At 70.6% G+C, this 22372-nt stretch carries 16 protein-coding genes; 4 read left to right on the forward strand and 12 right to left on the reverse strand.

Annotation, left to right across the window (positions count from 1 at the left end):
* The first annotated feature begins 50 nt into the window (after positions 1 to 50).
* The 3 genes from HHX31_RS04890 to HHX31_RS33535 all read left to right on the forward strand — a co-directional run bounded on the left by HHX31_RS04890 (position 51) and on the right by HHX31_RS33535 (position 3135).
* The gene (locus HHX31_RS04890; RefSeq protein ID WP_169945337.1) at positions 51 to 440 is read left to right on the forward strand and encodes a helix-turn-helix transcriptional regulator; all 390 of its coding nucleotides are present in this window, start codon (positions 51 to 53) and stop codon (positions 438 to 440) included.
* 316 nt (positions 441 to 756) lie between these two features.
* On the forward strand, positions 757 to 1857 hold the full coding sequence (locus tag HHX31_RS04895) for a GTP-binding protein (protein WP_283244366.1): 1101 nt from the start codon (positions 757 to 759) through the stop codon (positions 1855 to 1857).
* A gap of 63 nt (positions 1858 to 1920) precedes the next feature.
* Positions 1921 to 3135 (forward strand): GNAT family N-acetyltransferase, encoded by a 1215-nt coding sequence (locus tag HHX31_RS33535; RefSeq protein ID WP_211589201.1) that lies wholly within the window; start codon positions 1921 to 1923, stop codon positions 3133 to 3135.
* 104 nt (positions 3136 to 3239) lie between these two features.
* Here HHX31_RS33535 and HHX31_RS04910 read toward each other — a convergent pair whose 3' ends face one another.
* Positions 3240 to 5546, reverse strand: coding sequence for a heavy metal translocating P-type ATPase (locus HHX31_RS04910; protein WP_169945341.1), 2307 nt, complete (start codon positions 5544 to 5546; stop codon positions 3240 to 3242).
* A gap of 289 nt (positions 5547 to 5835) precedes the next feature.
* Between HHX31_RS04910 and HHX31_RS04915 the strand changes: the two genes are divergently transcribed.
* Positions 5836 to 6816 carry a ferritin family protein gene (locus tag HHX31_RS04915; RefSeq protein ID WP_169945343.1) on the forward strand — a complete coding sequence of 327 codons (981 nt, stop codon included), beginning with the start codon at positions 5836 to 5838 and terminating at the stop codon, positions 6814 to 6816.
* A 201-nt stretch (positions 6817 to 7017) separates the two neighbouring features.
* Here HHX31_RS04915 and HHX31_RS04920 read toward each other — a convergent pair whose 3' ends face one another.
* From HHX31_RS04920 to HHX31_RS04970, 11 genes are all read right to left on the reverse strand, one after another.
* Complete coding sequence (locus HHX31_RS04920) at positions 7018 to 9177, reverse strand: vWA domain-containing protein (RefSeq protein WP_169945345.1); 2160 nt, start codon at positions 9175 to 9177, stop codon at positions 7018 to 7020.
* Positions 9178 to 9814: 637 nt separating this feature from the next.
* On the reverse strand, positions 9815 to 10270 hold the full coding sequence (locus HHX31_RS04925; protein ID WP_169945347.1) for a DUF6069 family protein: 456 nt from the start codon (positions 10268 to 10270) through the stop codon (positions 9815 to 9817).
* 272 nt (positions 10271 to 10542) lie between these two features.
* Complete coding sequence (locus HHX31_RS04930) at positions 10543 to 11541, reverse strand: RNA polymerase subunit sigma-70 (protein ID WP_169945348.1); 999 nt, start codon at positions 11539 to 11541, stop codon at positions 10543 to 10545.
* A 224-nt stretch (positions 11542 to 11765) separates the two neighbouring features.
* Positions 11766 to 12272 carry a hypothetical protein gene (locus HHX31_RS04935; protein ID WP_169945350.1) on the reverse strand — a complete coding sequence of 169 codons (507 nt, stop codon included), beginning with the start codon at positions 12270 to 12272 and terminating at the stop codon, positions 11766 to 11768.
* Positions 12273 to 12662: 390 nt separating this feature from the next.
* Positions 12663 to 14285, reverse strand: a complete 1623-nt coding sequence (locus HHX31_RS04940) for a thiamine pyrophosphate-binding protein (protein WP_169945351.1) — start codon at positions 14283 to 14285, stop codon at positions 12663 to 12665.
* A gap of 21 nt (positions 14286 to 14306) precedes the next feature.
* A complete protein-coding gene (gene ccrA, locus HHX31_RS04945) occupies positions 14307 to 15563 on the reverse strand; it encodes a crotonyl-CoA carboxylase/reductase (RefSeq protein WP_169945353.1) in 1257 nt (418 codons plus the stop codon).
* Positions 15564 to 15626: 63 nt separating this feature from the next.
* Positions 15627 to 16997, reverse strand: a complete 1371-nt coding sequence (locus HHX31_RS04950; protein WP_169945355.1) for an aminotransferase class III-fold pyridoxal phosphate-dependent enzyme — start codon at positions 16995 to 16997, stop codon at positions 15627 to 15629.
* Positions 16998 to 17003: 6 nt separating this feature from the next.
* Positions 17004 to 17570, reverse strand: coding sequence for an amino acid synthesis family protein (locus HHX31_RS04955; RefSeq protein WP_211589202.1), 567 nt, complete (start codon positions 17568 to 17570; stop codon positions 17004 to 17006).
* A gap of 210 nt (positions 17571 to 17780) precedes the next feature.
* Positions 17781 to 19331: an ABC transporter substrate-binding protein gene (locus tag HHX31_RS04960; RefSeq protein WP_169945356.1), complete on the reverse strand. Its 1551-nt coding sequence runs from the start codon at positions 19329 to 19331 to the stop codon at positions 17781 to 17783.
* Positions 19332 to 19382: 51 nt separating this feature from the next.
* Positions 19383 to 20867, reverse strand: coding sequence for an aldehyde dehydrogenase family protein (locus HHX31_RS04965; RefSeq protein WP_169945358.1), 1485 nt, complete (start codon positions 20865 to 20867; stop codon positions 19383 to 19385).
* Between the two features lie 77 nt (positions 20868 to 20944).
* Positions 20945 to 22060, reverse strand: coding sequence for an NDMA-dependent alcohol dehydrogenase (locus HHX31_RS04970; protein ID WP_169945360.1), 1116 nt, complete (start codon positions 22058 to 22060; stop codon positions 20945 to 20947).
* Positions 22061 to 22372: the final 312 nt, after the last annotated feature.

Below are 22372 nucleotides of genomic sequence, written 5' to 3' on the forward strand. Positions count from 1 at the left end.
GCGGCCGGGTGATCCACGCCCGGGGCGCTTAGGGAGAGGACCCGATCGCCATGGCCGAGCACGCCGAGCCCGTGCTGCTGCCGCATGAGAACCTTCCCGCGGTCGAGCCCGGCGTGCCGCGCCCTGCGCGGGTGACGGAGCCGTTGACCAGGGAGCAGAGCATCGCGCTCGCCGCGGGCTTCAAGGCGCTCGGCGACCCCGTACGGCTGCGGCTGCTCTCGCTCGTCGCCTCTCACCTCGACGGCGAGGCGTGCGTGTGCGACCTCGTCGGGGCGTTCGACCTCACCCAGCCGACCATCAGCCATCACCTCAGGGTTCTCCGGGACGCCGGGCTCGTCACGTCGACCCGACGGGGCACGTGGGTCTACTACCGGGTCGTGCCCGAGGCGCTCACCGCACTGACGGGCATCATCGCCCTGCCTTCCGCCGTCGCGCGATAGGCGATCCGGCGGGCGCCGCTGCCGTCATTACGGAAATGACGCACGATTGATTTCAGGCACGAATAGATTCGTGTTAATTGTAGCATCTATATTGATTGTCATCAATACCCCTTTTTGGTGCGATCTCGCGGCATTGTTAATCATTTGTTGCCTGGCGTCAAGGATCTTGACCTCGGGGAACAGAGGTTGTTAGCTGGCTGCGGATGGCGGATCACCGACACCACTTCGAGACCCTGTGACGCGAATACTCACTCATGCCGTGCCATGCGGCGATATCTGTACGGAGCACCGTTACCAGAAGTGAGGCGAACGCCGGTTGATCACCTTCATGACCTTGAGCGGTTTTCTCGGGGCGGGCAAGACCACCACTCTGGTCGCGATCGCGAAACATCTCCAGTCGCAGGGCCGCAGGGTCGCGGTCATCACCAACGACCAGGGCACGGAACTGGTGGACACCCAGCTCGCCAGGTCCGAGATCGCGGAGGCCGGCGAGGTCACGGGCGGCTGTTTCTGCTGCCGGTTCGAGGACCTGCTGACCGTCGCGCAGCGCCTGGTCGACGGCCACCACGTCGACACGCTGCTCGCCGAGGCGGTGGGCAGTTGCACCGATCTGCAGGCCACCGTCATCCGGCCGCTCAGCGCTCACTACGGCGAACGTTTCAGGCCCGCCCCCCTCCTGGTCGTCGTCGAGCCGGACAGGCTCGCCGCCCTTCGTACGTCGCTGCCGCTGGACGACGCGGAGTCGGACATGTCCTACCTGTTCGGCAAGCAGTTACAGGAAGCCGACGTGATCGCGCTCAACAAGATCGATCTGCTCGGCGCGGCGGAGGCTGCCGCCGTCACCGCGGATCTGCGCGAGCGGTACCCCACGGCCACCGTGGTCGGCTACTCGGCGAAAACCGGCGAAGGGCTGGACCGGCTGGTGTCCCTGTGGCTGGGCGCGGAGCCCGCCGGGCGCGGCCTCGACATCGACTACGACCGCTACGCCAACGCCGAGGCCGCGCTGGCGTGGCTGAACCTCAGCCTGGACGTGACGGCGGCGGAGGGCTTCGACCCGGACACCTGGGCCCGTGCGCTGCTGGAGCACCTGTCCGCGACCGCCGCCGGCAACGGCTGGCTGATCGGCCACGTGAAGGTCAGCCTCGAGTCCGCCGGCGAGCTGAGCAAGGTGAGCGTGACCGCGGGCGGCGCCGAGCCGACCGTGGACGCCGTCGCGGGCAGGACGTTCACCGAGGCGCGGGCGCGGCTCAACGCCCGCGTCGCGTGCGAGCCCGCCGAACTCGACGCCGCGGTGGCCGAGGCGGTGAAGGCGGTGTGCGCCGCCACCGGCACATCGGCCGTGCAGAGCGCCGGCGTGCCGTCCTTCAAACCCGGCTACCCGCGTCCCACCTACCGGATCCCCGCCACGGCAGGATGAGGTGAAGTCGCGGGGGCGACCTGGGCTCGCCGCCGCACCCGTCCGCCCGTGAAGGAGGCCGCCGTGGCTCACGAGGAGATCGTCGACCGCTACTCCAGGTTCGCCAGGAACGCGATGACCGGCCGGCCCGCCCACGCCTCCTTCGGCGAGGGCTGCGCCGGCGCCGCCGGCTACGACGACGACACCGCCCTGCCCGACGGCGCCCTGCGCGCCAGCCTGGGCTGCGGCGACCCCGTCGCCGTCGCCGACCTGCACGAGGGCGACGTCGTGCTCGACCTCGGCTCCGGCGGCGGGATCGACGTCCTGCTGTCCGCCCGCCGCGTCGGCCCCACCGGCAGGGTCTACGGCCTCGACGCCAGCCCCGACATGCTGAAACTCGCCCGCGACAACGCCGCACAGGCCGGTGTGACCAACACCGAGTTCCTGCACGGCACCATCGAGCGCATCCCGCTGCCCGGCCGTACGGTCGACGTGGTCATCTCCAACTGCGTCATCAACCTGTCCGACGACAAGGCCGCCACCCTGGCGGAGGCGTTCCGGGTCCTGCGCCCCGGCGGCCGGTTCGGCGTCAGCGACGTCGTCACCGAGGACGGCGTCACGGATCAGGACCGGCGCCGCCGCACGGAGACCCGCATCGGTTGCACGGCGGGATCGCTGACCGTCGGCGAATACCGCACTCTGCTCACGAACGCCGGCTTCACCGGCGTCACCATCACCCCGACCACCGACCACGGCGACGGCGTCCACTCCGCCATCGTCAAGGCCGGCAAGCCTTCCGTCGCCCCCGGCTTCGAGATCCGTCCCATGCGGGACGCGGACGCCGCCCAGGTCCTGGAGGTCTACCAACTCGGCCTCGACACCGGCCACGCCAGCTTCGAGACCACCGCCCCGGCGTGGGAGACGTTCAGTTCCGCCCGCCTCGGCCACCTGCGCTACGTCGTCGCCGACACCCGTACGGACCGGGTGGTCGCCTGGGTGGCCGCCTCCCGCGTCTCCGCCCGTCCCGTCTACGCCGGCGTCGTCGAGCACAGCATCTACGTCCACCCCGATTACGGCTCCCGGGGCCTGGGCCGTGCCCTTCTGAACGCCTTCGTCGCCGCCAGCGAGGACGCCGGCGTCTGGACCATCCAATCCGGCGTGTTCCCCGAGAACACCGCCAGCCTCGCCCTGCACCAGGCGGCCGGCTTCCGCGTCCTCGGGACCCGGGAGCGCATCGGCCGTCATCACGGCGTCTGGCGCGACGTCCTCATGATCGAACGCCGCAGCACCGCCATCTGACTCCCCGCGGCGTGCATGCGGGCCGAAATCGGGTTGTCTGGATCGACGTCCGGCCTGTGCTCGCACGACAGTGCTGTCGCTCGCGCGGGACGTGGCGCCGGAGTTCAGGGGGCGAGGGAGAAGTAGTTCTCCTCTTCCTGGACGAAGTGCAGTCGCAGCACCGAGTGCAGCCCGTACAGACAGGCGCGCAGATCCTCCAGTTGCTCGGGCCGCAGTTGGCCGTCGGCGTCGGCGACTCTCACATGCGTGCCGATCCGGCGGGCCAGGCGATCGATCTCGCTGTGGGCCCTGCTCATGGTCGCGGTGGCCTCTCCTCCGCCGAGGGGACCGGCCAGCGCGGGATAGAGTTCGTGCTCCTCGGCGTACTCATGTGGCAGCAGGCGCTCGGTCAGCAACCGGTCGACCTCCCGCACGGCGCCCAGCACCCGCGGCCCGTCCCCTGCGGCCAGCAGGCCCGCGGCATCGCGTACGGCGTCCAGCACGTCGGCGAGATCGTCGTGCTCGGCGGCGAAGCGGCGGATCAGGTCCTCGGTGGCCGGCTCCAGCACCGGCCCGGCGCCGCGCCGGGGGAGCACGGCACGCAACGCGTTGAGGATGACCACCACGTCGATCCCCTCCTGCAGCAGCGCCCCGGCCGCGGGCGGGAGCCGGCCGAGCAGCGCGGCCACCATCGCCGCCAGCGACATGGCCATGCCGCCGACGGCCGACTGCACGGCGATCCGCCGGGTGCGCACCGCGATCTCCATGGCGTCGGCGAGCCGGTCGACCCGGTCGCTGACCAGCACCACGTCGGCGGCCTCCGAGGAGGCGGTGGACCCGCGCGCTCCCATCGCCACCCCGACGTCGGCCGCCGCCAGCGCCGGGGCGTCGTTAATCCCGTCGCCGACCATGACCGTGACCGCCCGCGCGGCCTCCTCCCTGACCGCGGCGACCTTGTCGACGGGCGACTGCTCGGCCCGCACCTCGTCCAGCCCGACCACCGCGGCCACCTCCCTGGCGGGCTCGGCGCGGTCGCCGGTCAGCATCAGCAGTCGGGTGATTCCCGCGGAACGCAACCGCCGCAGCGTGCGGGGAGCGTCGTGGCGCAACGGGTCGAGCAGCAGGATCGCACCGCGCAACGCGCCGTCGACGGTGAGCCAGGCGACGGCGGCGCCGTCCAGGGCGGCCCGGTTGTCGGCCGCGCGTGCCCAGCCGGGACGGGCGTCGAGCGGTATCGGCGTCTTGCCCACGGTCACCCGCCGCCCGTCCACCGTGCCGGCCACTCCGCGGCCGGGTTCCTCGGTGACCTCCTGGGGCGCTCGCAGCGCCAGCCCGCGGGCCCGCGCCTCCGCGACGATCGCCTCGGCGAGCACGTGAGGGGACATCTGGTCGAGCGACGCCGCCAGCCGCAGCACCTCCGACGGCGTACGGCCGGGAGCGGCGACGACCTGCAGAACCCGCGGACGGCCCGTCGTGAGGGTGCCTGTTTTGTCCAGCAGGAGCGTGCGGGCCCGCCCCAGCCGCTCCAGCGCCCCACCGTCCCGGACGATGACGCCCCGGCGGGCCGCCCGCGACAACCCCGACACGATCGCGACCGGCGCGGCCAGCAGCAGCGGGCACGGGGTCGCCACCACCAGAACCGCCACCGCCCGCACCGCGGACCCGCCGAGCCACCACGCGGCCCCGGCGACCCCCAGCGACAGCGGCAGGAACCAGGCGGCGTACCGCTCGGCCAGTCGCACCACCGGCGCCCGCCGCGCGCCCGCCTGCTCGGCCAGCCGGACGATCCGCGCGTAGGTGCTGTCCTCGGCGAGCGCTGTCGCCTCGATGTCGACCGCGCCGCCGGCGTTGACCACCCCGCTGCGGACCGCCTCGCCGGTGTCCCGTTCGACCAGGGCGGACTCCCCGGTGAGCGCGGCCTCGTCCAGCAGCGCCGGCCCGGCCGTGACCCGGCCGTCCACCGGCACCACCTCGCCCGTGCCGACCACCACCACGTCCCCCACCCGTACGTCCCGCAGGGGGACGACGGCCACGTCGTCACCGATACGGCGACGGGCGGAGCGCGGCGCGCGCTCCAGCAGCGCCCGCAGGTCACGCGACGCCCGGCGCTCCGCCGCCGCGTCCAGCGCCCGCCCGGTGGCCAGCATCAACGCGACCAGGGCCCCGGCCAGGTACTCCCCGACCGCCAGGGTCCCGGCCAGCGCCAGCGCCGCGATCAGGTCGACGCCCGCCCGCCCCTTCCGCAGGGCCGCGACCACCCACACCACCGAGGGCACGACGGCGATCGCGGTCCCCGCCATCCAGAACCCGTCGGCGACATCCGGGGCCCCGGCCAGCCAGGCCGCGCCGCCGCCGGCCAGCGCGGCCCCGGTCGCCGCCAGGAGCATCAGTTCGCGCCGCCGATCACTTACGGCACTGAGAGGACGCGGCATGTCGAGCCTCCACACGGGACGGACCATGAGCGTTCCGCCCTCCATACGACAACCCCCGCCGGGCCGGCCGATAGTGCCGAACGGCCCCCTGATGGTCGCTGCACGGCCGCGATATGACCTGTTCACTCTGTTTACCTGCGACCGCCGACGCCGCTCGCCGCCGGGCGGTCCAGGGGTTCGGGCGGCGTGTCGGGGTACCACCACGGTCAGGGGAGGTTCCGTACCGGCGTCGGCGGCTGCCCAGGGGCGCCGCCCTGCTCGTGCCGGACCGCACACATCGGGGGGTCACATGGAAACCCGAGGTCTCGTCTACTGGAAAACCTGTCTCACGGCCGCGGGCACGGTCGTCCTTCTGGCCGCGGGAGCGGGGAGCGCGATGGCGGCGTCCGCTCCGCGCTCGGACGACGTCGATCCGTCCACGCGTGCCAACGTCACCAAGTCGATGAAGGGCGAGGCGCTGGCGAACGTCACCTACCGCGCCTACGCGAAGCAGGCCGACAGGGAGAACCTCCCCGACGTCGCGGAGTTGTACCGGCGCACCGCGCACACCGAGTTACGCGAACACCTCACGGAGCAGGCGAAGGCGATCGGCCTGGTCGGCGACAACGCGGCGAACCTGCGCGACAGCATAGACGGCGAGACCTACGAGGCGACGAAGATGTACCGGAAGTTCGCCGAGCAGGCCAGGGCGGACGGCGAGAAGGAGGCCGCCAGGCTCTTCTCCGAGGTGGGCAAGGACGAGGCCAAGCACCGGGAGAAGTTCCTCCAGGCGCAGAAGGCCATCACCGACCCGTCGTCAGGGGAGAAGATCCCGACCGACGTACGGGCCAAGCCGGTGAAGATCGAGGCCGGCCCGCCCAAGGTCTCCAGCCCGAGGACCTTGAAGAACCTCCGGGCGGCGATGAAGGGCGAGGCGTTCGCGTACGCCAAGTACACCCTCTACGGAGACCGGGCACGGGAGACCGGGCAGCCCAGGCTCGCCAGACTCTTCCACCGCACCGCCGCAGTCGAGCGCACCGAGCATTTCGCCGAGCACGCCAACCTCGCCGGCGCCGTCCGCGACACCGGGACGAACCTGTGCGCGACGATCAAGGGGGAGACGCGCGAGGGCAAGCGGATGTACCCCGACTACGCCCGCCAGGCGTCGGCGGCCGGTGACAAGGAGGTGGCCAAGGTGCTCGACGACACCGGGAAAGACGAGCTGAAGCACGCGAAGGCCTTCTCCGGCGAGGTGTCCAAGCTCGGGAAGCGATGCCCCGCGTCGAGCTGACGCTCTCTTCGTGCACCCTCGCTCCGCCGATTGAAATCTACGTCGTAAAGGGCATCGCTACGCGACAGCCGTAAGAGACCGTACGTCGGCCTCGGCGGCGGAGACGGAAACGAAAAGGCGCGCCGAAGCCCGGCCATGGCCGGGCTTCGGTCGGGCTTAGGGCCGGGCGGAGCCATCGTGGATCCGCCCGGCCTTAGGGGATTACGGACAGTTGCCGATGTCGCTTTCCGCCGAGGCCAGGACGACGTCGGTCTTGGCCAGGCCGAGGGCGTCGACCTTGACGTGGACGGCGTTGACGGTCAGGCCCTTGTCGGGTGTGGTGAAGGCGATCTGCTCGTTGAGGACGAGCTTGACGACGCCGACGTTGACCGTGGTGTTGGGCTGGATGGTGGTGGGCTCCGAGATGACCACCGTGTTGCCGACCTTGAGGGAGGCGATGGTGGTGGCACCGGTGGAGCCGGCGCAGGTGGTGGTCGAACTGGACTTGATGGTCTTGACGGTGATCACCGGGATGCCGGTGATGCCGATGGTGGTGTCGTCGATGGAGGCGGTGGCCACGGATTTGCCGGGGAACTCGGTGGTGGCGACCTTGGCGCACAGGGCGTGCGCGCTGATCAGTCCGCTGAGAGTGGCGGTGCAGGGCACCGAGGTGGTGCCGGTCGACGTGGTGGAGACGGGGCCGGTGTCCGGGGTGCGTGCGATGTTGACCAGTTGGAGGCCGGCGAGGGAGGCGCTGGCGGTCAGGCCGTAGGCCCGGCCGGTCAGCCGCTGCGGCGTGACGGTGACCTGTTCCTCGCTGCACGGTGAGGTGACCGAGTTGTTGTCGTCGTCGCCGCTGTAGGTGGCGGTCCACCGGTAGACGCCGGCCGCGCCGATGGTCACGTCGCCGGACGCGGCGGCGCCGCTGTCGGACAGCGTGCCGGTGCGCGTGGCGATCGGCGTCCTACAGTCGGTGTCGCCGGGGCCGTACAGCTGGAACTTGACGCTGCCGGTGGGATGGAACCCGCCGGAGACGGCGGCGGCGTCGGACACGGCGCCACCGGCAGGCACGGACCCGGACGGGGTGGTGGTGATACCCGGGGTGGCCTTGACGACCTTCACCTCTTCATCGCCGCACGGCGACGTGACCGGGTTGTTGGCGTCGTCGCCGCTGTAGGAGGCCACCCACCGGTAGGTGCCCACCCCGCCCGCGGCGACGTTGCCCGACGCGGCCGTGCCACTGCCCGACACCGTTCCCGTGCGGGTCGCGATGGGCGTCTCGCAATCGGTGTCACCCGGCCCGAACAGCTGGAACGTGACGGTGCCCGTGGGGTGGTAGCCACCGGACAGGGTCGCCGTGTCCGAGACGTCCCCGCCCGCGGGCGCCTCGCCCGACGGCGTCGTGGAGATCGAGGGGGTCACCTTCGGAACGTGCTCTGTGATCGTCTCGGTGAAGCCGGGGGACAGGACGTCGTTGAGCAGGAAGTCCACCTTGCAGGTGAGGGTGCTGCCCGGTGCGGCCCCCGCGTCGACGGAGACGGTCTCTGTGAAGGTGGCGTCGTCGCCGCTGGTCACCTCACGGCTGCCCGGGGTCAGGGAGACCGTCAGCTTCGGGTCGCAGTCGCGCAGCTTGTGGGTGACCGTGACCGGCAGGTTGCGCAGGGCCGCGAGGATGGTGTCGCTGACCTCCGAGGCGTTGAGGCCGGAGAACAGCCGTCCGCCCGTGGCTTCGGTGATCGCCGTCGCCTGCCCGGTCGAGTCCAGCCCCGCGAGGTCGAACGCGAGCACGGTGATGCCGGCCGCCTGCAGGGCGCTGATCGCGTTGGCCAGCGTATGGCTGTTGCTGGGGTCGTGGCTGGGCGCGTCCCCGATCAGCAACACGATCCGGGAGCTGTTCGGCCGGAAGCCGACAGCCCCTGACGCGACCTGGAACAGTCCGTTGATGCCGTCCTCGGGGAAGTCGCCGCCGCCCGTCGCCGCCAGCGAGTTGAGACCGTTGGTGACGTCGGCCTGGTTCGCGGTGAGGTCCTGCGCCACCCTGAACGGGGTCGCGTCCGCTGCGTCCTTGTACTCGGCGACCGCGAACTGCGCGTCCGGCTGCGCCGAAGCGACGTTGGACAGGATGGTGTTCGCATTGGTCCGGACGTTCGCGATGACCCCGCCCATGCTCCCTGTCGTGTCGATCAGGAAAGCGATATCCGGCTTGGGCGGGATCGCCGGAGTGGACACGGTCTTGGCGATCGTCGTCGATCCGCCCGGAGCCAGTTTCAGCGTCACGTCGGCCGGGGTCACCCCGGGCGCGGCGGACGCCGTGCCCACCCCGGCCACCAGCATCGCACCGGCCGCGGAAAGGCATGCGGCGACCCGTAAACTTCGCGTCATTCTCACGGTGTCATTCCTTCCGGTGTGGCGTAAGGCCACATCGAATTCGGGATTTCTTGCCGTGCGGAATTCCTATGGGCACACCACTCCCCGGGACTTTTCTCTCTCCTCACGTGTCGGCGCGAGTGGATAGCGAATCGAATCGTTTGGCAGCGGCGATGACGTTTTCTACATCAGTCACTGATCAACGAGGGGGTGTTGCCACGGTCATATCGTGACCGGTCAATGAATAGATGTAAATAGGCCGCTTACGGCAAGTTCCTGGCTGGCCACAGTCGGCCACTTCTGGCCGATGGGGGAGGTGTACGCGAGTGGCGAATCTTTCTCGGATATGCCCGATAAAAGGCGCGATTGCCGATTTGTCGGTCAAAAGGAGCGGCCGTTTTCTGTTGTAAAGGCCGTCTGGATTGTCGTTTCCGCGGCGTTCCCGTGGGCATGCGGCACGCTCACGGCTGGAGGTGATCGGTTGTGCCGAGCCCGTCCGGGCCCACCCGAGTGCGCGTACTGGAACGTACTTGAGCCCGGCCCTGAGAAGGGCCGGGCTCACGCCGCCGCGACAAGGGAGGAATGCGGTCGAATTGCCACGAAAAGTCTGGAACGAGCGTCCCTAATCGCGAGTTGTCCCCTCGCGGCACCGTCAGCCGGTCCTGGCGCGGAGGCCCCGCGCCAGGATGGGGATCATCACCGCGGCGGGTACCAGGTGCAACCCGATGAGGGCCGTGGTGGTCCCGGCGTTCGCCCCGAAGAGGAAGGGCGGGACCAACGAGATCACGGTCAGCGCTATGGCCGTCCACACGAACCGCTCGGCGGGGCGAGCGCTCCACCGAAGAAGAGCGACGGCGATGACGACGCCCACGACCGAGAAGAAGCCGGTCACCACGGTGAACCCGGGCAACGGGATCGTCTCGTCACCGTCGAAGACCTCGAAGTCGACGCCGAGGGCCTGGGCGAGGGCGGCGGCGAGCGTGGTGGCCGCCATCGATGCGAGCGTGGCGACCAGGCCGATGCCGGCGAGCCCGACGAGCCGGTGGGCGCCGCCGGGCCGACCGCCCGCCGGGCCTGCGACGACCCCGGTGTCATCCGTACTGTTCATGTCATCCTCCATCGATCGGTGATGGGCGCAGGGGTGTGGTGACAGGCGTGACGATGCGCACCCTCGCCGTACGACGGCCGGGGTTGCGCAGGGCGCGGACGCCGGTGCCGCGGAGCCAGGACCGGCGTCGCGTCCGTGGGCGGGACCGGGCTCGCGGTCCCGCGGCTTCAGCCGCACCCGCCCGCGGGTGACGACGCCGAACGCGTCGCACCACTCGGTCGCGACCACCGCGACACGCGCGCCACCGCGTAGCCCGAGGGTCCGCACCGGGACTACTCCGTGCCCTCCGCCGGCAGGCGCTCCGGCAGCCCGAGCCGCGGGAACCGGTCGTCGTGGAACGTGATGATCTCGGTGATCGCCCCGCCGGTGACGCGCAGCACGTCGATCGTCAGCGGCAGGTACGCGCCTTCCTGCTTCCGCCAGTGGTAGAAGGCGGCGGCGGGCTGCCGGTTCACGGAAGTGAGGACGGCGCGCAGGTGCTTCATGCCCTCGAACCCGCTCTCGATCCAGTCGTTCACCACAGCTTCGCGGCCGACGTACAGGCCCGGCGTGGGCGGCATCGAGCAGCGGACGTCGTCCCGCAGCAGTGCGGCGAGCCCGTCGATGTCCGTGGCCACGCAGGCGTCGGTGTAGCGGCGCACCAGTTCGCGCGTCCCCGCGTCCTCCTCGCCGCCCGTCCAGTCCTGCCTCTCGGCGGGCAGGTGCTCCCGCATGCCGGCCCGGGCCCGCTGCAGCGCGCTGTTCACGGAATGTACGGAGTCACCGAGGAGTTCGGCGACCTCCTTGGCCGGCCAGCCGAGCACGTCCCGCAGGATCAGCACCGCCCGGGGGCGCGGCGCGAGGTGCTGGACCGCGACCAGGTATGCCAGCTCGATGGTCTCCCGCGCGACGGCGACGGTCTCCGGCTCGTCCGCGTCGCCCGCGGGCAGCTCGTCGAGCAGCCGGTCCGGGTACGGCTGCAGCCACGGCACCTCGCCGCCGGTCGCGGGCTCCGGGCGGCACTTGGCGAGCAGGTCCAGGCAGGCGTTGGTGGCGATCCGGTAGAGCCAGGCCCGGAACGTCGACCGCCCCTCGAAGGTCTCCCGCCGCCGCCAGGCACGCAGGAACGTCTCCTGCACGGTGTCCTCGGCGTCCTCGAACGACCCGAGCATCCGGTAGCAGTGCACGTGCAGCTCCCGCCGGTGCCGCTCCGCCAGCCCCGAGAACGCCGGCTCGTCGACCTCGCCCAGACGGCTCACGCCCAGCCCTTCCAGCCGTGTGTCCGCACTCATCACGTCATCCTTCCGCCTCGTCGTGTTCCGTCGTAGATGTGACGGACGGGGACCGCGCAACTCATCACCGGCGGCCGGTAGCGGCTGTGCCGGGTGATGTGGGCGGGGATGATGATCAGCCGGTGGCGCGGTGTGACCCCCACACGCGGCGTTCCGGGTCGCCGCGGCCGCGAGGTCGTCGAAGCGCTCCCCGGCGGTGGGTGAGACGGGAAATCGGCCGTCGTCTACGGGCGCCAGTCGTCCTGGTAGTCGGCGTGCCAGCTGTACGCGGATGCTTCCAGTTTCAGCAGGTGCTCTGCCTGGGCATGTTCTTCGAGCGCCAGGTAGAGCTCGTTGACGAGCACGGATTCGAGGTAATCCACACGGTTCCGCTTCGCGGCCAGGTCGCGCTCCGCTTGGCGCCAGTCGGGCTCCCCGGCCTCGGCGGTCTTGTGCGCCTGGTCCAAGCCCTCGTCGACGCGGGCACGCAGGAACGCGATCAACCCCTCCAACGCGGCTTCCGTGTGATGCGCGCGGGCCCTGCGCGCGTCGGCCACGATCTCGCGGTAGCGGGCGGCGAGGGCGGGCTCGTCCGTGCTCATGAGTTCCGGTCGAGGGAGTCGCCGCAGGAGCGCTCCTCCGCCGAGCGGCTCGTCCTCGTCGGCGGCCAAGGCGTCCCCGAGGAGTTCGGCCGCGAGCAGGGGGCGGTTGCGGACCAGCTCAAGGAGCGTCCCCCGATTGATCGTTGTCATGGTCGGCAGATTACCGTGAGTAGTGGGAGTGCGACCAATGGTGCGTGAGGTGCCCGGGGTTGCTGTCCATGCCCTCGGTAGAAGGTGTCTCAACCAGGGAGGGAATCAACCCCCCACCCCCACCCCAAAATGGGGGTGATCTTGTAGTTTGTCGCACGGACCCCCTGCCACCTGGTCACCTTGTCTTGGTGATCATGCAGTTATCCGGCGATGAGGGCTGTGGCCAGTCGCTTCATCCTTCGTGATCTCGCAATTGCATGATCACGAAGAGTGTTCGGCCTGGTCGGGCGGGCGGGAAGCCGAAAAGTGCATGATCACGGCGGTGAAAACCGCAGGTCAAAAGGCTTTCGTGCGACAAACTACAAGATCACGGCATGTGGGGGGTGGGGGTTAGGAGGTTTCGCCTACGTCGACTGAGGGGTCGGCCTTGATCTCGATTACGAAGGGGACGCCGGACGTCGCGTCCAGTCGCTTGACCGCGGCCTCCAGCTCGTCCATTGTGCGCACCGTGACCGCCTCGGCGCCGTACGCCCTGGCGACGGGGGCGAAGTCCGGCCAGTGGAGGAGCGAGGGCGCCGGGTCCACGCCCGCCTTCTCCAGGTGGTGATACTCCATGCCGTACGCGCCGTCGTTGCAGACGACCACGACGATGGGCAGTTTCCAGCGGACGGCGGTGATCAGCTCGGCCATCCCCATCATGCCGCCGCCGTCCCCGACGACGGCTACGGTGAGGCGTTCCGGCGCCACCGCCGCCGCGCCGATCGCGGTCGCGATGCCCAGGCCGATCGAGGCGAAGTTCAGCGTGTGCGCGAAGGCCGTGGGCTCGGGCACGTGCAGGTACCGCCAGGGCGCGTAGACGAACCGCCCGGTGTCGGTGACCACCGCGCGTTCGGCGGGCAGCAGCTCGTCCAGCCGGATCATGGCGCTCCGGAGGTCGAGCGTCGCCGGGCCGCCGCGGTCGGCGAACTCCGCGCGCGGGTCGTGGGCGGCGAGGGCGGCGGCGAGCTCCGCGCCGCGGAAGGAGCCGGGGCGGAGCCCGGCGTCGCGGAGCTGCTCGGTCATGGCGCGGGCGGTGACGCCGGCGTCGCCGAGCACTCCCGTGTGCGCGGGCCCGCCCCGGCTGAGGCGTTCGGGGTCGATGTCGATCCGCACCACCGCCTTGTCCCTGAGGAGCGAGTCCTCGGCGGTGGTGTATCTGTTCAACTCGGCCCCGAACGCGACCACGCAGTCCGCGGCGAGGATCGTGCCGGTCGAGAGCTCCGTGCCGAGAGTCCCGGCCACTCCGAGGTCGTACGGATGACCGCGGAAGAGATCCTTGGCGAGCAGCGTGGTGGCCAGCGGCGCGCCGATCAGGTCGGCGAGCTCGACGAGGTCGTCCCGTGCCCCGGCCAGTGCCGCGCCCCGCCCGGCGAGCACGACCGGCCGCCGGGAGCCGGCGATCACTCCCAGTGCCTGGTCGAGCTCGTCCGGGTCGGGGGCGAAGGCGTGCCCGGTGCGGGCGGGCCCGGCGGGATGCGGTTCGGGTACGTCGGCGTGGTGCAGGTCGACGGGGACGTCGAGCAGCACGGGCCGCCGGGTGGCGAGGACGCGCCGGATCACCGCCGCGACGTCGTCGGCGACGTCCTCGGGCCGCAGCACCCGGTGGTAGCCGGCCCCGGTCAGCCCGGCCACGGCGCGCAGGTCGAACCGTTGCAGGTGGCCGGGGCGCGAGGGGGTGTCGCCGGTCACGACGATCATCGTGCTCGACGCGCGCACGGCCTCGGTGAGCGCCGTGACGGTGTTGGCCACGCCCGGTCCGTGGGTGACCGACGCGACGCCGAGCCGGTTCCCCACCCGGGAGTAGCCGTCGGCCATGCTGACCGCGGCGCCCTCGTCCACGGCGCTGATGTAGCGTCCGCCCTCCCTTTCGGCGAAGTCGATGAGGAAGCGCATGTTGGCGTCGCCCATCAGGCCGAACACCGTGTCCGTGCCGAGCTGGCGCAGAGTCCTCGCGACGACGCCGTGGACCTTCATCGAACCGGCTCCTGTCTGTTCCTACTCGGAGGCGCCCACGAGCGCGACGGCGTTGCCGAAGACCTGCTCGCCGCGTCCCATCTCGGCGTGCGCCTTGGGCAGTTCGGCGAACGGCACGACCCGGCCGAGGCACGGGTCGATCTTCCCGGCGATCATCAGGTCGTTGTACGCCCTGGCCTGGGCGTCGTTGGTGCCGTGGCTGCCCTGGAAGCGCTTCTGGCGGGTCCAGTGGTAACGCAGGTCGACCACCGCGTCGAAGCCGGTGGTGCCGGCGCAGATGACGACCATGCCGCCGGTCTCGCAGACCATGATGCTGGTCGGCACGGTGGCGGCGCCGGGGTGCTCGAAGACGATCGCGGGGTCGCGCCGCTCACCGACGATCTCCCAGATCTTCTTGCCGAACGCGCGGGCCTGGCCCAGCCACTCCTTCTGGCCGGCCTTGTCGTCGACCCGCGGCGGGATCCCCCAGTGGGTGAAGTCGCCGCGGTTGATGTAGCCGATCGCGCCCTTGCTCACCGCGTACTCGCCGCGCGCGTCGTCGGAGACGACCGCGACCGGCCTGGCCCCGGCCAGCCGGGCGAGCTGGATCGCCTGGCTTCCCACGCCCCCGGAGCCGCCCCACACCAGGACCACGTCGTCCTCCTGGACGGTGTTCCCGGCGAAGCCGTGCAGCATCCGGTACGCCGTGGTGCCGACGAGGGTGGGAGCCGCCGCCTCGGCCCAGGACAGGTGCGGGGCCTTGGGCAGCACCTGGTGGGCCTGCGCCCGCGCGAACTGGGCGAAGGACCCGAAGTTGGTGTCGTAGCCCCAGATCCGGGCGGACGGCGCCGTCATCTGGTCGCGGCCGCGCAGGATCCACGGGTCGTTCTCGTCCCAGTAGCCCGGGTGCACGATGACCTCGTCGCCGACGGCCACGTTGGTCACGTCAGGTCCCACGGCGTAGACGATGCCGGACGCGTCGGAGCCGCCGACGTGGAAGTCGTACGGCTCGCCGGCGCGCTGCCGCATGCCGATGACGTCGACGGGGTAGCCCCGGGCCGCCCACACGTTGTTGTAGTTGACCCCGGCCGCCATGACGGCGATGAGGACCTCGCCCGGGCCGATCGGCGGCACCTCGACGTCCGTCTCGATCTGGAACGCCTTCTCCGGGTCGCCGTACCGGTCCTGGCGCACGACCAGCGCGGTCATCGTCCGCGGCACCTCGCCGACCGGCGGCAACTCTCCCAGCGGATACGTCGTGCCGGTCGTGCTGACAGGCTCACGCTTCATCTCGGACATGGGTCTCCCCTCTGTGTTTCTGCGACGGATGGTGAGGACGGCGGCCCGGGGCGCCGGCGGTCCTCAGGAGCGGTCCGCGGCCTCGTCGGCGAGGGTGAGCACCGAGTCGAGCACGCCGAGCGCGAAGTCGATCTCCTCGCTGTTGATCACGAGGGGCGGGGTCAGCCGGATCACGTTGTTGTTCGCGGCGAGATAGAGGCCGTGGCCCTTCGCGGCGGACACGACGGCCGTCATGGGCGCGGCGGCGGCGCCGACGGCGTTGAACGGCACCAGCGGCTCGCGGGTGCGGCGGTCCTTGACCAGTTCGAGCCCGTAGAACAGGCCGCGGCCGCGGATGTCGCCGATGCTCGGGTGCCGCTCGGCGAGCCGGGCGAGCCCCGCGCCGAGGCGCTCGCCCATCGCGCGGGCGTTGTCGACGATGCCCTCGTCCTGCATGGCCCTGATGGAGGCCACCGCGGAGGCGCAGGCCAGCGGGTGCCCGGCGTAGGTGAGGCCGCCCCAGAACTTGTTGGTCATGAGCCACTCGGAGACGCGCTCGTTCACGGTCATCGCGCCGAGCGGGACGTAGCCGGAGTTGAGGCCCTTGGCCGCGACCAGGATGTCGGGGGTGACGTCCCAGTGGTTGCAGGCGAACCATTCGCCGGTGCGGCCGAACCCCGCCATCACCTCGTCGAGGATGAGGAGGATGCCGTACTTGTCGCAGACCTCGCGGATGGAGCGGAGGTAGCCGTCGGGCGGGTAGATGAGCCCGTTCGTCCCGGTCACGGTCTCCAGGACGACGGCGGCGACCGTCTCCGGGTTCTCGTACTGGAGGATCTCCTCCAGGTGGGGGCCGCCCGAGCACACGGGGCACGGGTCGGGGTGCCCCACGGGGCACCGGTACGTGTAGGGGTCGAACATCCGCACGACGCCGAAGGAGTTCGGCTCGGCGTGCCACCGCCGCGGGTCGCCGGTGAGGGCGATCGCGCCGGCCGTCGCGCCGTGGTACGAGCGGTAGCGGGCGATGATCTTGTGGCGGCCGGTGACGTGCCGGGCGAGCCGGACGGCGTTCTCGTTGGCGGCGGCGCCGCCGGTGGTGAAGAACGTCATCCGCAGGTCGCCGGGGGTCAGCTCGGCCATCAGCTCCGCGAGCTCGGCGCGCGAGCGCTCGGCGTAGTTGGGACCGATGTAGCACAACCGGTCCGCCTGCTCCTTGATCGCCGCGACGATCCGCGGGTGCTGGTGGCCCAGGTTCATGTTGACCAGCTGCGACTGGAAGTCCAGGAAGCGGTTGCCCTCGTAGTCCCAGAACCAGCTTCCCTCGCCGCCGGCGATGGGGGTGGCCTTCACGCTTCCCTGGGTCGACCAGGAGTGGATGACGTACTCGCGGTCCGCTCGCGCGATGCGGTCAGCGGTCCACACGTCCTGTTCCACGTTGTTGTCGATGATGGTCATCTCCGCTCACTGCCCTGCGGTTTCCGCGCCGAAGACCGCGAGACGCGCGAGCGGACGGCCGGCGCTGGCGGCGACGCAGCCGACCAGGATCTCGCCGGGCAGGGGAGCGCCGGGCACCTGGATGGTGATCGTCTGGTGGTGGGAACGGGTCTTGGCGTCCGTCTTGTGCTTGAGCGGAACGTCGATGGGCGCGCCGGGCAGGCCGACCTTCTCGGCCGCGGGCAGCAGTTCCGTGCCGCCGGCGGCCTTGCGGAACACGTTGCCGAAGCGCAGGTTGTGGATGAGCGCGGAGCCGTGCTCCACCTCGCCGTCGATGCCGACCAGGGCGACCTTGCCGAACGCCTCGACCTCGGCTCCGAGCAGTTCGACGCAGGCCGGCCCGACCAGCTCGCCGATCTCCTCGCCGACCTCGTCGGCCAGCGTCACGAGGTCCTCGACGTATCCGCTGCCGTAGGGGTTCTCGATGACGATTCCCACGAAGGCCACCCGGTGGGCCGGCGAGACCTCGCGGCCGTTCTCCCGGTGGGTCTCCTCCAGATGCCGGACGACCTTCCGGACCTTGATGCTGCTCATGCTCTCTCCCTGGCTGGTTCGCTGATTGAACCATTGGTTCAGATATTGCCGACGATCTACCGAAGTGTCAAGAGCGCCGCTGGTGCTGTCGCGGCGTACGAGGCGTGCCCCGCGACGGCACGTCACGGGGCACGTCCCGGTCTACGGCCACGCGCGGGTCCTCAGGGCCGCCCGCCTCTGAGGACCCGCGCCAGGAGCGCCCGGGTGGTGTCAGGACACCTTCACGGCGCTCAGATCGAGCAGCTCCGACGTCGTCGTGTGGAAGCCTTGGACGCCCGAGCGGGCGGCGTAGAAGTTGGACATGTGGTAGATCGGCACCACCGCGACGTCCTTCTCGACGACGCGCCGCTGGATGTCCTGCATCAGCTGGTTGCGCTCCTCGCTGCCCACCTCGAGCGTCGACAGCGAGGCGATCTGCGCGTCGACGTCCTTCTGCGCGTACTGGGACATGTTGTTGACCGCGGTGGAGTGGAAGACGCGCAGCAGCATGTCGGCCGGGTCGCCGGAGCTCATTCCCCAGCCCAGCCAGTACATCTGCGTCTCGTGGTCGAGCAGCGACTGGTACCAGGTGCCGGGCTCCTGCACCTTGAGGTTCACCTTGATCCCGATCTCGGCGAGCTGCTGCTGGAGCACCTCGCCCATCTCCTTGTCCTTGAGATAGCGCTCCGTCGGCAGGACGAGGTCGATCGTGAGGTTCTGCGCCCCCGCCTCCGCGAGCAGGCGCCGCGACTCCTCCGGGTCGTACTTGAGGCCGATGGGCGGGTCGTTGTTGATGAACTCCGGCGGGACCAGCCCTTCCAGGGCCGGGCGGCCCACGCCTTCGAGCACGTTCTTGACCATCGCCTCCTTGTCGATGGCGTGCGCGATGGCCTTGCGCACCTTAACGTCGGGGACTTCCTTGAGGTTGAAGCCGACAAAGACCGGGCGGGCCTTCGACTCGATGATCGGGTACATGTCCTTGGACGCCTTGATGGTGGCGAGCTCGGACGGCGGCGGGTTCTCGATCACGTCGACGTCGCCCGACTGCAGGGCGCTGAAGCGGGTGCTCGCCTCGGGGATGGGCACGAACGTCACCGTGTCGAGCGCGGCCGGCTGCCCCCAGTAGCCCTCGTGCTTGTTCAGCACGATCGAGGTGTCGGGCACCCACTGGGAGAACTTGTACGGTCCGGTGCCCACCGGCTCGGTGGAGATCTTGTCGCCCTTGGCGGTGAGCGCCGCCGGGCTGATGATCGCCGCCACCGGGACGGTGAGGTTGTTGAGGATGCTGGAGAAGGGCTCGGACAGGACGAGGCGGGCCGTGAGCGGGTCAGGCGTCTCGACGGTCTTGATCATCTTCAGGAAGCCGCTGCCCTGTTTCTGCTGGGCGGCACGTTCCAAGCTCGTCTTCACCGCCGCCGAGTCGAAGGGGGTGCCGTCATGGAAGGTCACCCCCTCGCGCAGCTGGAACTCCCACACCGTGTCCGACACCTGCTTCCACGCAGTGGCGAGACCGGGCTCGAACTTGCCGTCGTTGGTGAGCTTCACCAGCGTCTCGTAGATCAGGGCAGTCCTGGCGAAGTCGCCGGCCAGCACGAAGTTCGGCGGGTCCAGGCTCTCCGCGTCGGACGACATGCCGATCGTGAGGACGGCCTTGGCGGCGGCCGTGCCCTCGGATGAGGAGTCCTCGGCTCCGGACAACCCGCAGCCCGCCAGGGCGAGCGACGCGGCCAGGGCCAGGCTGAGGGGCGCCAGGCGACGCCCGCTTCTCGTCCGTATCTTCATGAACCGTTCCTTTCGAGGGGGTGTTACGGCTAGGTCGAACGGGTGAGCGGATCAACCGAGTTTGATCACGGTGCTCTTGCTCTCGGTGTAGTGCTGCATGACGTCGTAGCCCATCTCGCGGCCCCAGCCGGATTCCTTGAAGCCGCCGAAGGGCAGGGCGGGGTCGAAGACGCCGTAGCAGTTGACCCACACGACTCCAGCGCGCAGCGCGCGGCTCATGGTGTGCGCCCGTGTGACGTCGCGGGTCCAGACCCCCGCCGCCAGTCCGTACGGCGAGTCGTTGGCGGCCGTCACGAGGTCGCCGACCTCACGGAACGGCGTGGCGACCACGACGGGGCCGAAGATCTCCTCGGCGACGATCCGCATGTCGGGGGTCACGTCGGTGAAGACGGTCGGCTGGAGGTAGAAACCGCGCTCGCCCACCCGCTCGCCGCCGCTCACCAGCGTCGCGCCCTGTTCGACGCCGGAGCGCAGATAGCCGGTGACCCGCGCCAGGTGCTCGTCGCTGACCAGCGGCCCGACCTCGGTCCGCGGGTCGAACCCGTCACCGATCCGCATGCCGGCGCCGATCGCCGCCACCCCGGCGACCACCTCGTCGAAGACCGACTCCTCGACGTACAGGCGGGAGCCGGCCACGCACTGCTCGCCCATGTTCGAGAAGATCGCGGCGGCGGCGCCCGCCGTCGCGGCCTCGATGTCGGCGTCGGCGAAGATGATGTTCGGGCTCTTTCCGCCGAGCTCCAGCGTGACGCGCTTGAAGTTGCCGAGCGACGCGGTGGCGATCGCCCGCCCCGTCGCGGTGGAGCCGGTGAAGGAGACCTTGTCCACCAGCGGATGCGCGGCCAGGGCGGCGCCGGCGGACGGGCCGTATCCGGGTACGACGTTGAGCACGCCCGGGGGCAGCCCGGCCTTCATCGCGAGCTCTGCGAGCCGCAGCGCCGTCAGGGGAGTGGCCTCGGCCGGCTTCAGCACGGCGGTGTTGCCGGCCGCCAGCGCCGGGCCGATCTTCCACGCGGCGTTCGACAGCGGGTAGTTCCACGGCACGATCAGGGCGCAGACGCCCAGCGGCTCACGCTGCGTGTAGGCGTGGTAGTCCCCGGGCGTCGAGAGCGGGATCGTCGCGCCGGTGACCTTCGTGGCCCACCCGGAGAAGTACTGGAACGCCTTGACCGATCCCCCCACGTCGATCCGCATCGACTGCGCGTACGGCTTGCCGTTCTCCAGCGTGGTCAGCCGGGCCAGCTCTTCCGCGTCACGCTCGATCAGCTCGGCCAGGCGCCACAGGATCCTGGCCCGCTCGTTGGGCTTCATCGCGGGCCACGGTCCGGAGTCGAACGCCCGGCGCGCGGCCGCGACGGCCAGGTCGACGTCGGCCTCGCGGGCCTCCGCGACCGAGACGAACACGTCGCCGGTCGCCGGGTTCACGACGGGGATCTCGCCGCCGTCTCTGGCGTCGGCCCACGCGCCGTCGATGAACAGCCGGGTGTGCTCGATCGGCTTGCTCTGCTCGGTGCCGCTGTCGAGGATCGCGGTCATCGGGGTGTTTCTCTCCTGAGGTGGTACGTCCGGGGCGGTGGCCGGAGGTCAGAGGTCGGTGGCCGGTGCTCGGGGGATCAGTGGTCGTGGAGGATGACGCCGCGGATGTTCACGCCCGCGTGCAGGTCGTCGTACGCCTCGTTGATCTGGTCGAGCCGGTAGGTGCGGGTCACCAGCTCGTCGAGCTTGAGCCGGCCCGCGGCGTGCATCCCGAGCAGGCGCGGCAGGTCCACCAGCGGGTTGCAGTTGCCGAACAGCGAGCCGGTCAGCGTCTTGGTGAGGTTGGAGAAGTCGCGCGGGTTGACCGCGACGAACTTGTCGGAGGAGCCGAGCGAGGCGACGACACAGGTCCCGGCCTTGCCCGTGAGCTCGAACGCCTGGCCGATGATGTCGCCGTTCACGCGTCCCACGGTGACGATCGAGACGTCGGCGTTGCGCCCACCGGTGATCTCCGCGATCCGCGGGCGTGCCTCGTCGAGCGAGGCGAAGGTGTCGGTCGCGCCAAAGGCCGGGGCCTGGGCGCGGGCGAACTCCGAGGGGTCGACGACGACGACGTGGTCGGCGCCCGCGTGCCTGGCGCCCTGCACCGCGTTCATGCCGACGCCGCCGGCGCCGAGGATCAGGACGGTGTCACCGGGTCGGACCCTGCCGGCGTTCACGGCGGCGCCCCACCCGGTCATCACGCCGCAGGACACCAGGCACGCCGCGGTGAAGTCGACCGAGTCCGGCACGGCGACGGTCTGGCTCTCGTGGCACACGAGGTAGTTGGCGAAGGTTCCGACGCGGCAGGTGGCGCCGGCGGCCGTGCCGTCGGACAGGTGGAACCGGGGGGTGCCGTCGAGCGCGAAGCCCGTGCTCATCCCGACCGCCATCTCGCACAGGTAGGACCTGCCCGCCGCGCAGGAGACGCAGGAGCCGCACGCCGGCATGAACAGGGTGGCCACGTGGTCGCCCGGCTTGACCCGCCGCACCCCTGGGCCGACCTTCTGCACGATCCCGGCGCCCTCGTGCCCGCCCACCTGGGGGAACCGCACACCGATGTCGCCGCGTACGACGTGGTCGTCGGAGTGGCACAGGCCCGTGGCCATGACCTTGATGAGGACCTCTCCCGGACCGGGGTCGCTGACGTCGATGTCCTCGACGCTCCACTTCTCGCCGACACCGTGGATCACCGCTCCGCGCGCCCTCACCATTGATTCGTCTCCTCCAGATCGCTAGTAGTGGTTCACTCAGCAAACCGATGTTTCGGAATAGTCCTCTGTGTCCGGTTGTGCTGTCAAGGGTCCGCAGAGGTGATGTGTGGTCCGACACGCGGAACGGCGCGTCCGCGGGGGGAGTGGGCGGAGCCCTGTCGGCGCGCCCCCGCGCTCGGGGACGTTTCGCCTGCGGGCGCACTCGCATGGCGGGCACGCCGGCATGGGGGGCGGAGCGCGCGAACACGTCGGCGTGCCCCGAGGCATGGGCGCACGCCGGGACAGGCCGGCGCGCACCCGGCCGCGTGGGGG

Source organism: Microbispora sp. H11081 (assembly GCF_012999535.1).
In the GTDB taxonomy this organism is placed as follows: domain Bacteria; phylum Actinomycetota; class Actinomycetes; order Streptosporangiales; family Streptosporangiaceae; genus Microbispora.

What these genes read in the sequence shown, in the direction of transcription:
- HHX31_RS04890 (WP_169945337.1), top strand. Translation starts at nt 51, where the DNA reads ATGGCCGAGCACGCCGAGCCCGTGCTGCTGCCGCATGAGAACCTTCCC.
- HHX31_RS04910 (WP_169945341.1), bottom strand. Translation starts at nt 5,546, where the DNA reads ATGCCGCGTCCTCTCAGTGCCGTAAGTGATCGGCGGCGCGAACTGATG.
- HHX31_RS04915 (WP_169945343.1), top strand. Translation starts at nt 5,836, where the DNA reads ATGGAAACCCGAGGTCTCGTCTACTGGAAAACCTGTCTCACGGCCGCG.
- HHX31_RS04920 (WP_169945345.1), bottom strand. Translation starts at nt 9,177, where the DNA reads ATGACGCGAAGTTTACGGGTCGCCGCATGCCTTTCCGCGGCCGGTGCG.
- HHX31_RS04925 (WP_169945347.1), bottom strand. Translation starts at nt 10,270, where the DNA reads ATGAACAGTACGGATGACACCGGGGTCGTCGCAGGCCCGGCGGGCGGT.
- HHX31_RS04930 (WP_169945348.1), bottom strand. Translation starts at nt 11,541, where the DNA reads ATGAGTGCGGACACACGGCTGGAAGGGCTGGGCGTGAGCCGTCTGGGC.
- HHX31_RS04935 (WP_169945350.1), bottom strand. Translation starts at nt 12,272, where the DNA reads ATGACAACGATCAATCGGGGGACGCTCCTTGAGCTGGTCCGCAACCGC.
- HHX31_RS04940 (WP_169945351.1), bottom strand. Translation starts at nt 14,285, where the DNA reads ATGAAGGTCCACGGCGTCGTCGCGAGGACTCTGCGCCAGCTCGGCACG.
- ccrA (WP_169945353.1), bottom strand. Translation starts at nt 15,563, where the DNA reads ATGTCCGAGATGAAGCGTGAGCCTGTCAGCACGACCGGCACGACGTAT.
- HHX31_RS04950 (WP_169945355.1), bottom strand. Translation starts at nt 16,997, where the DNA reads ATGACCATCATCGACAACAACGTGGAACAGGACGTGTGGACCGCTGAC.
- HHX31_RS04955 (WP_211589202.1), bottom strand. Translation starts at nt 17,570, where the DNA reads ATGAGCAGCATCAAGGTCCGGAAGGTCGTCCGGCATCTGGAGGAGACC.
- HHX31_RS04960 (WP_169945356.1), bottom strand. Translation starts at nt 19,331, where the DNA reads ATGAAGATACGGACGAGAAGCGGGCGTCGCCTGGCGCCCCTCAGCCTG.
- HHX31_RS04965 (WP_169945358.1), bottom strand. Translation starts at nt 20,867, where the DNA reads ATGACCGCGATCCTCGACAGCGGCACCGAGCAGAGCAAGCCGATCGAG.
- HHX31_RS04970 (WP_169945360.1), bottom strand. Translation starts at nt 22,060, where the DNA reads ATGGTGAGGGCGCGCGGAGCGGTGATCCACGGTGTCGGCGAGAAGTGG.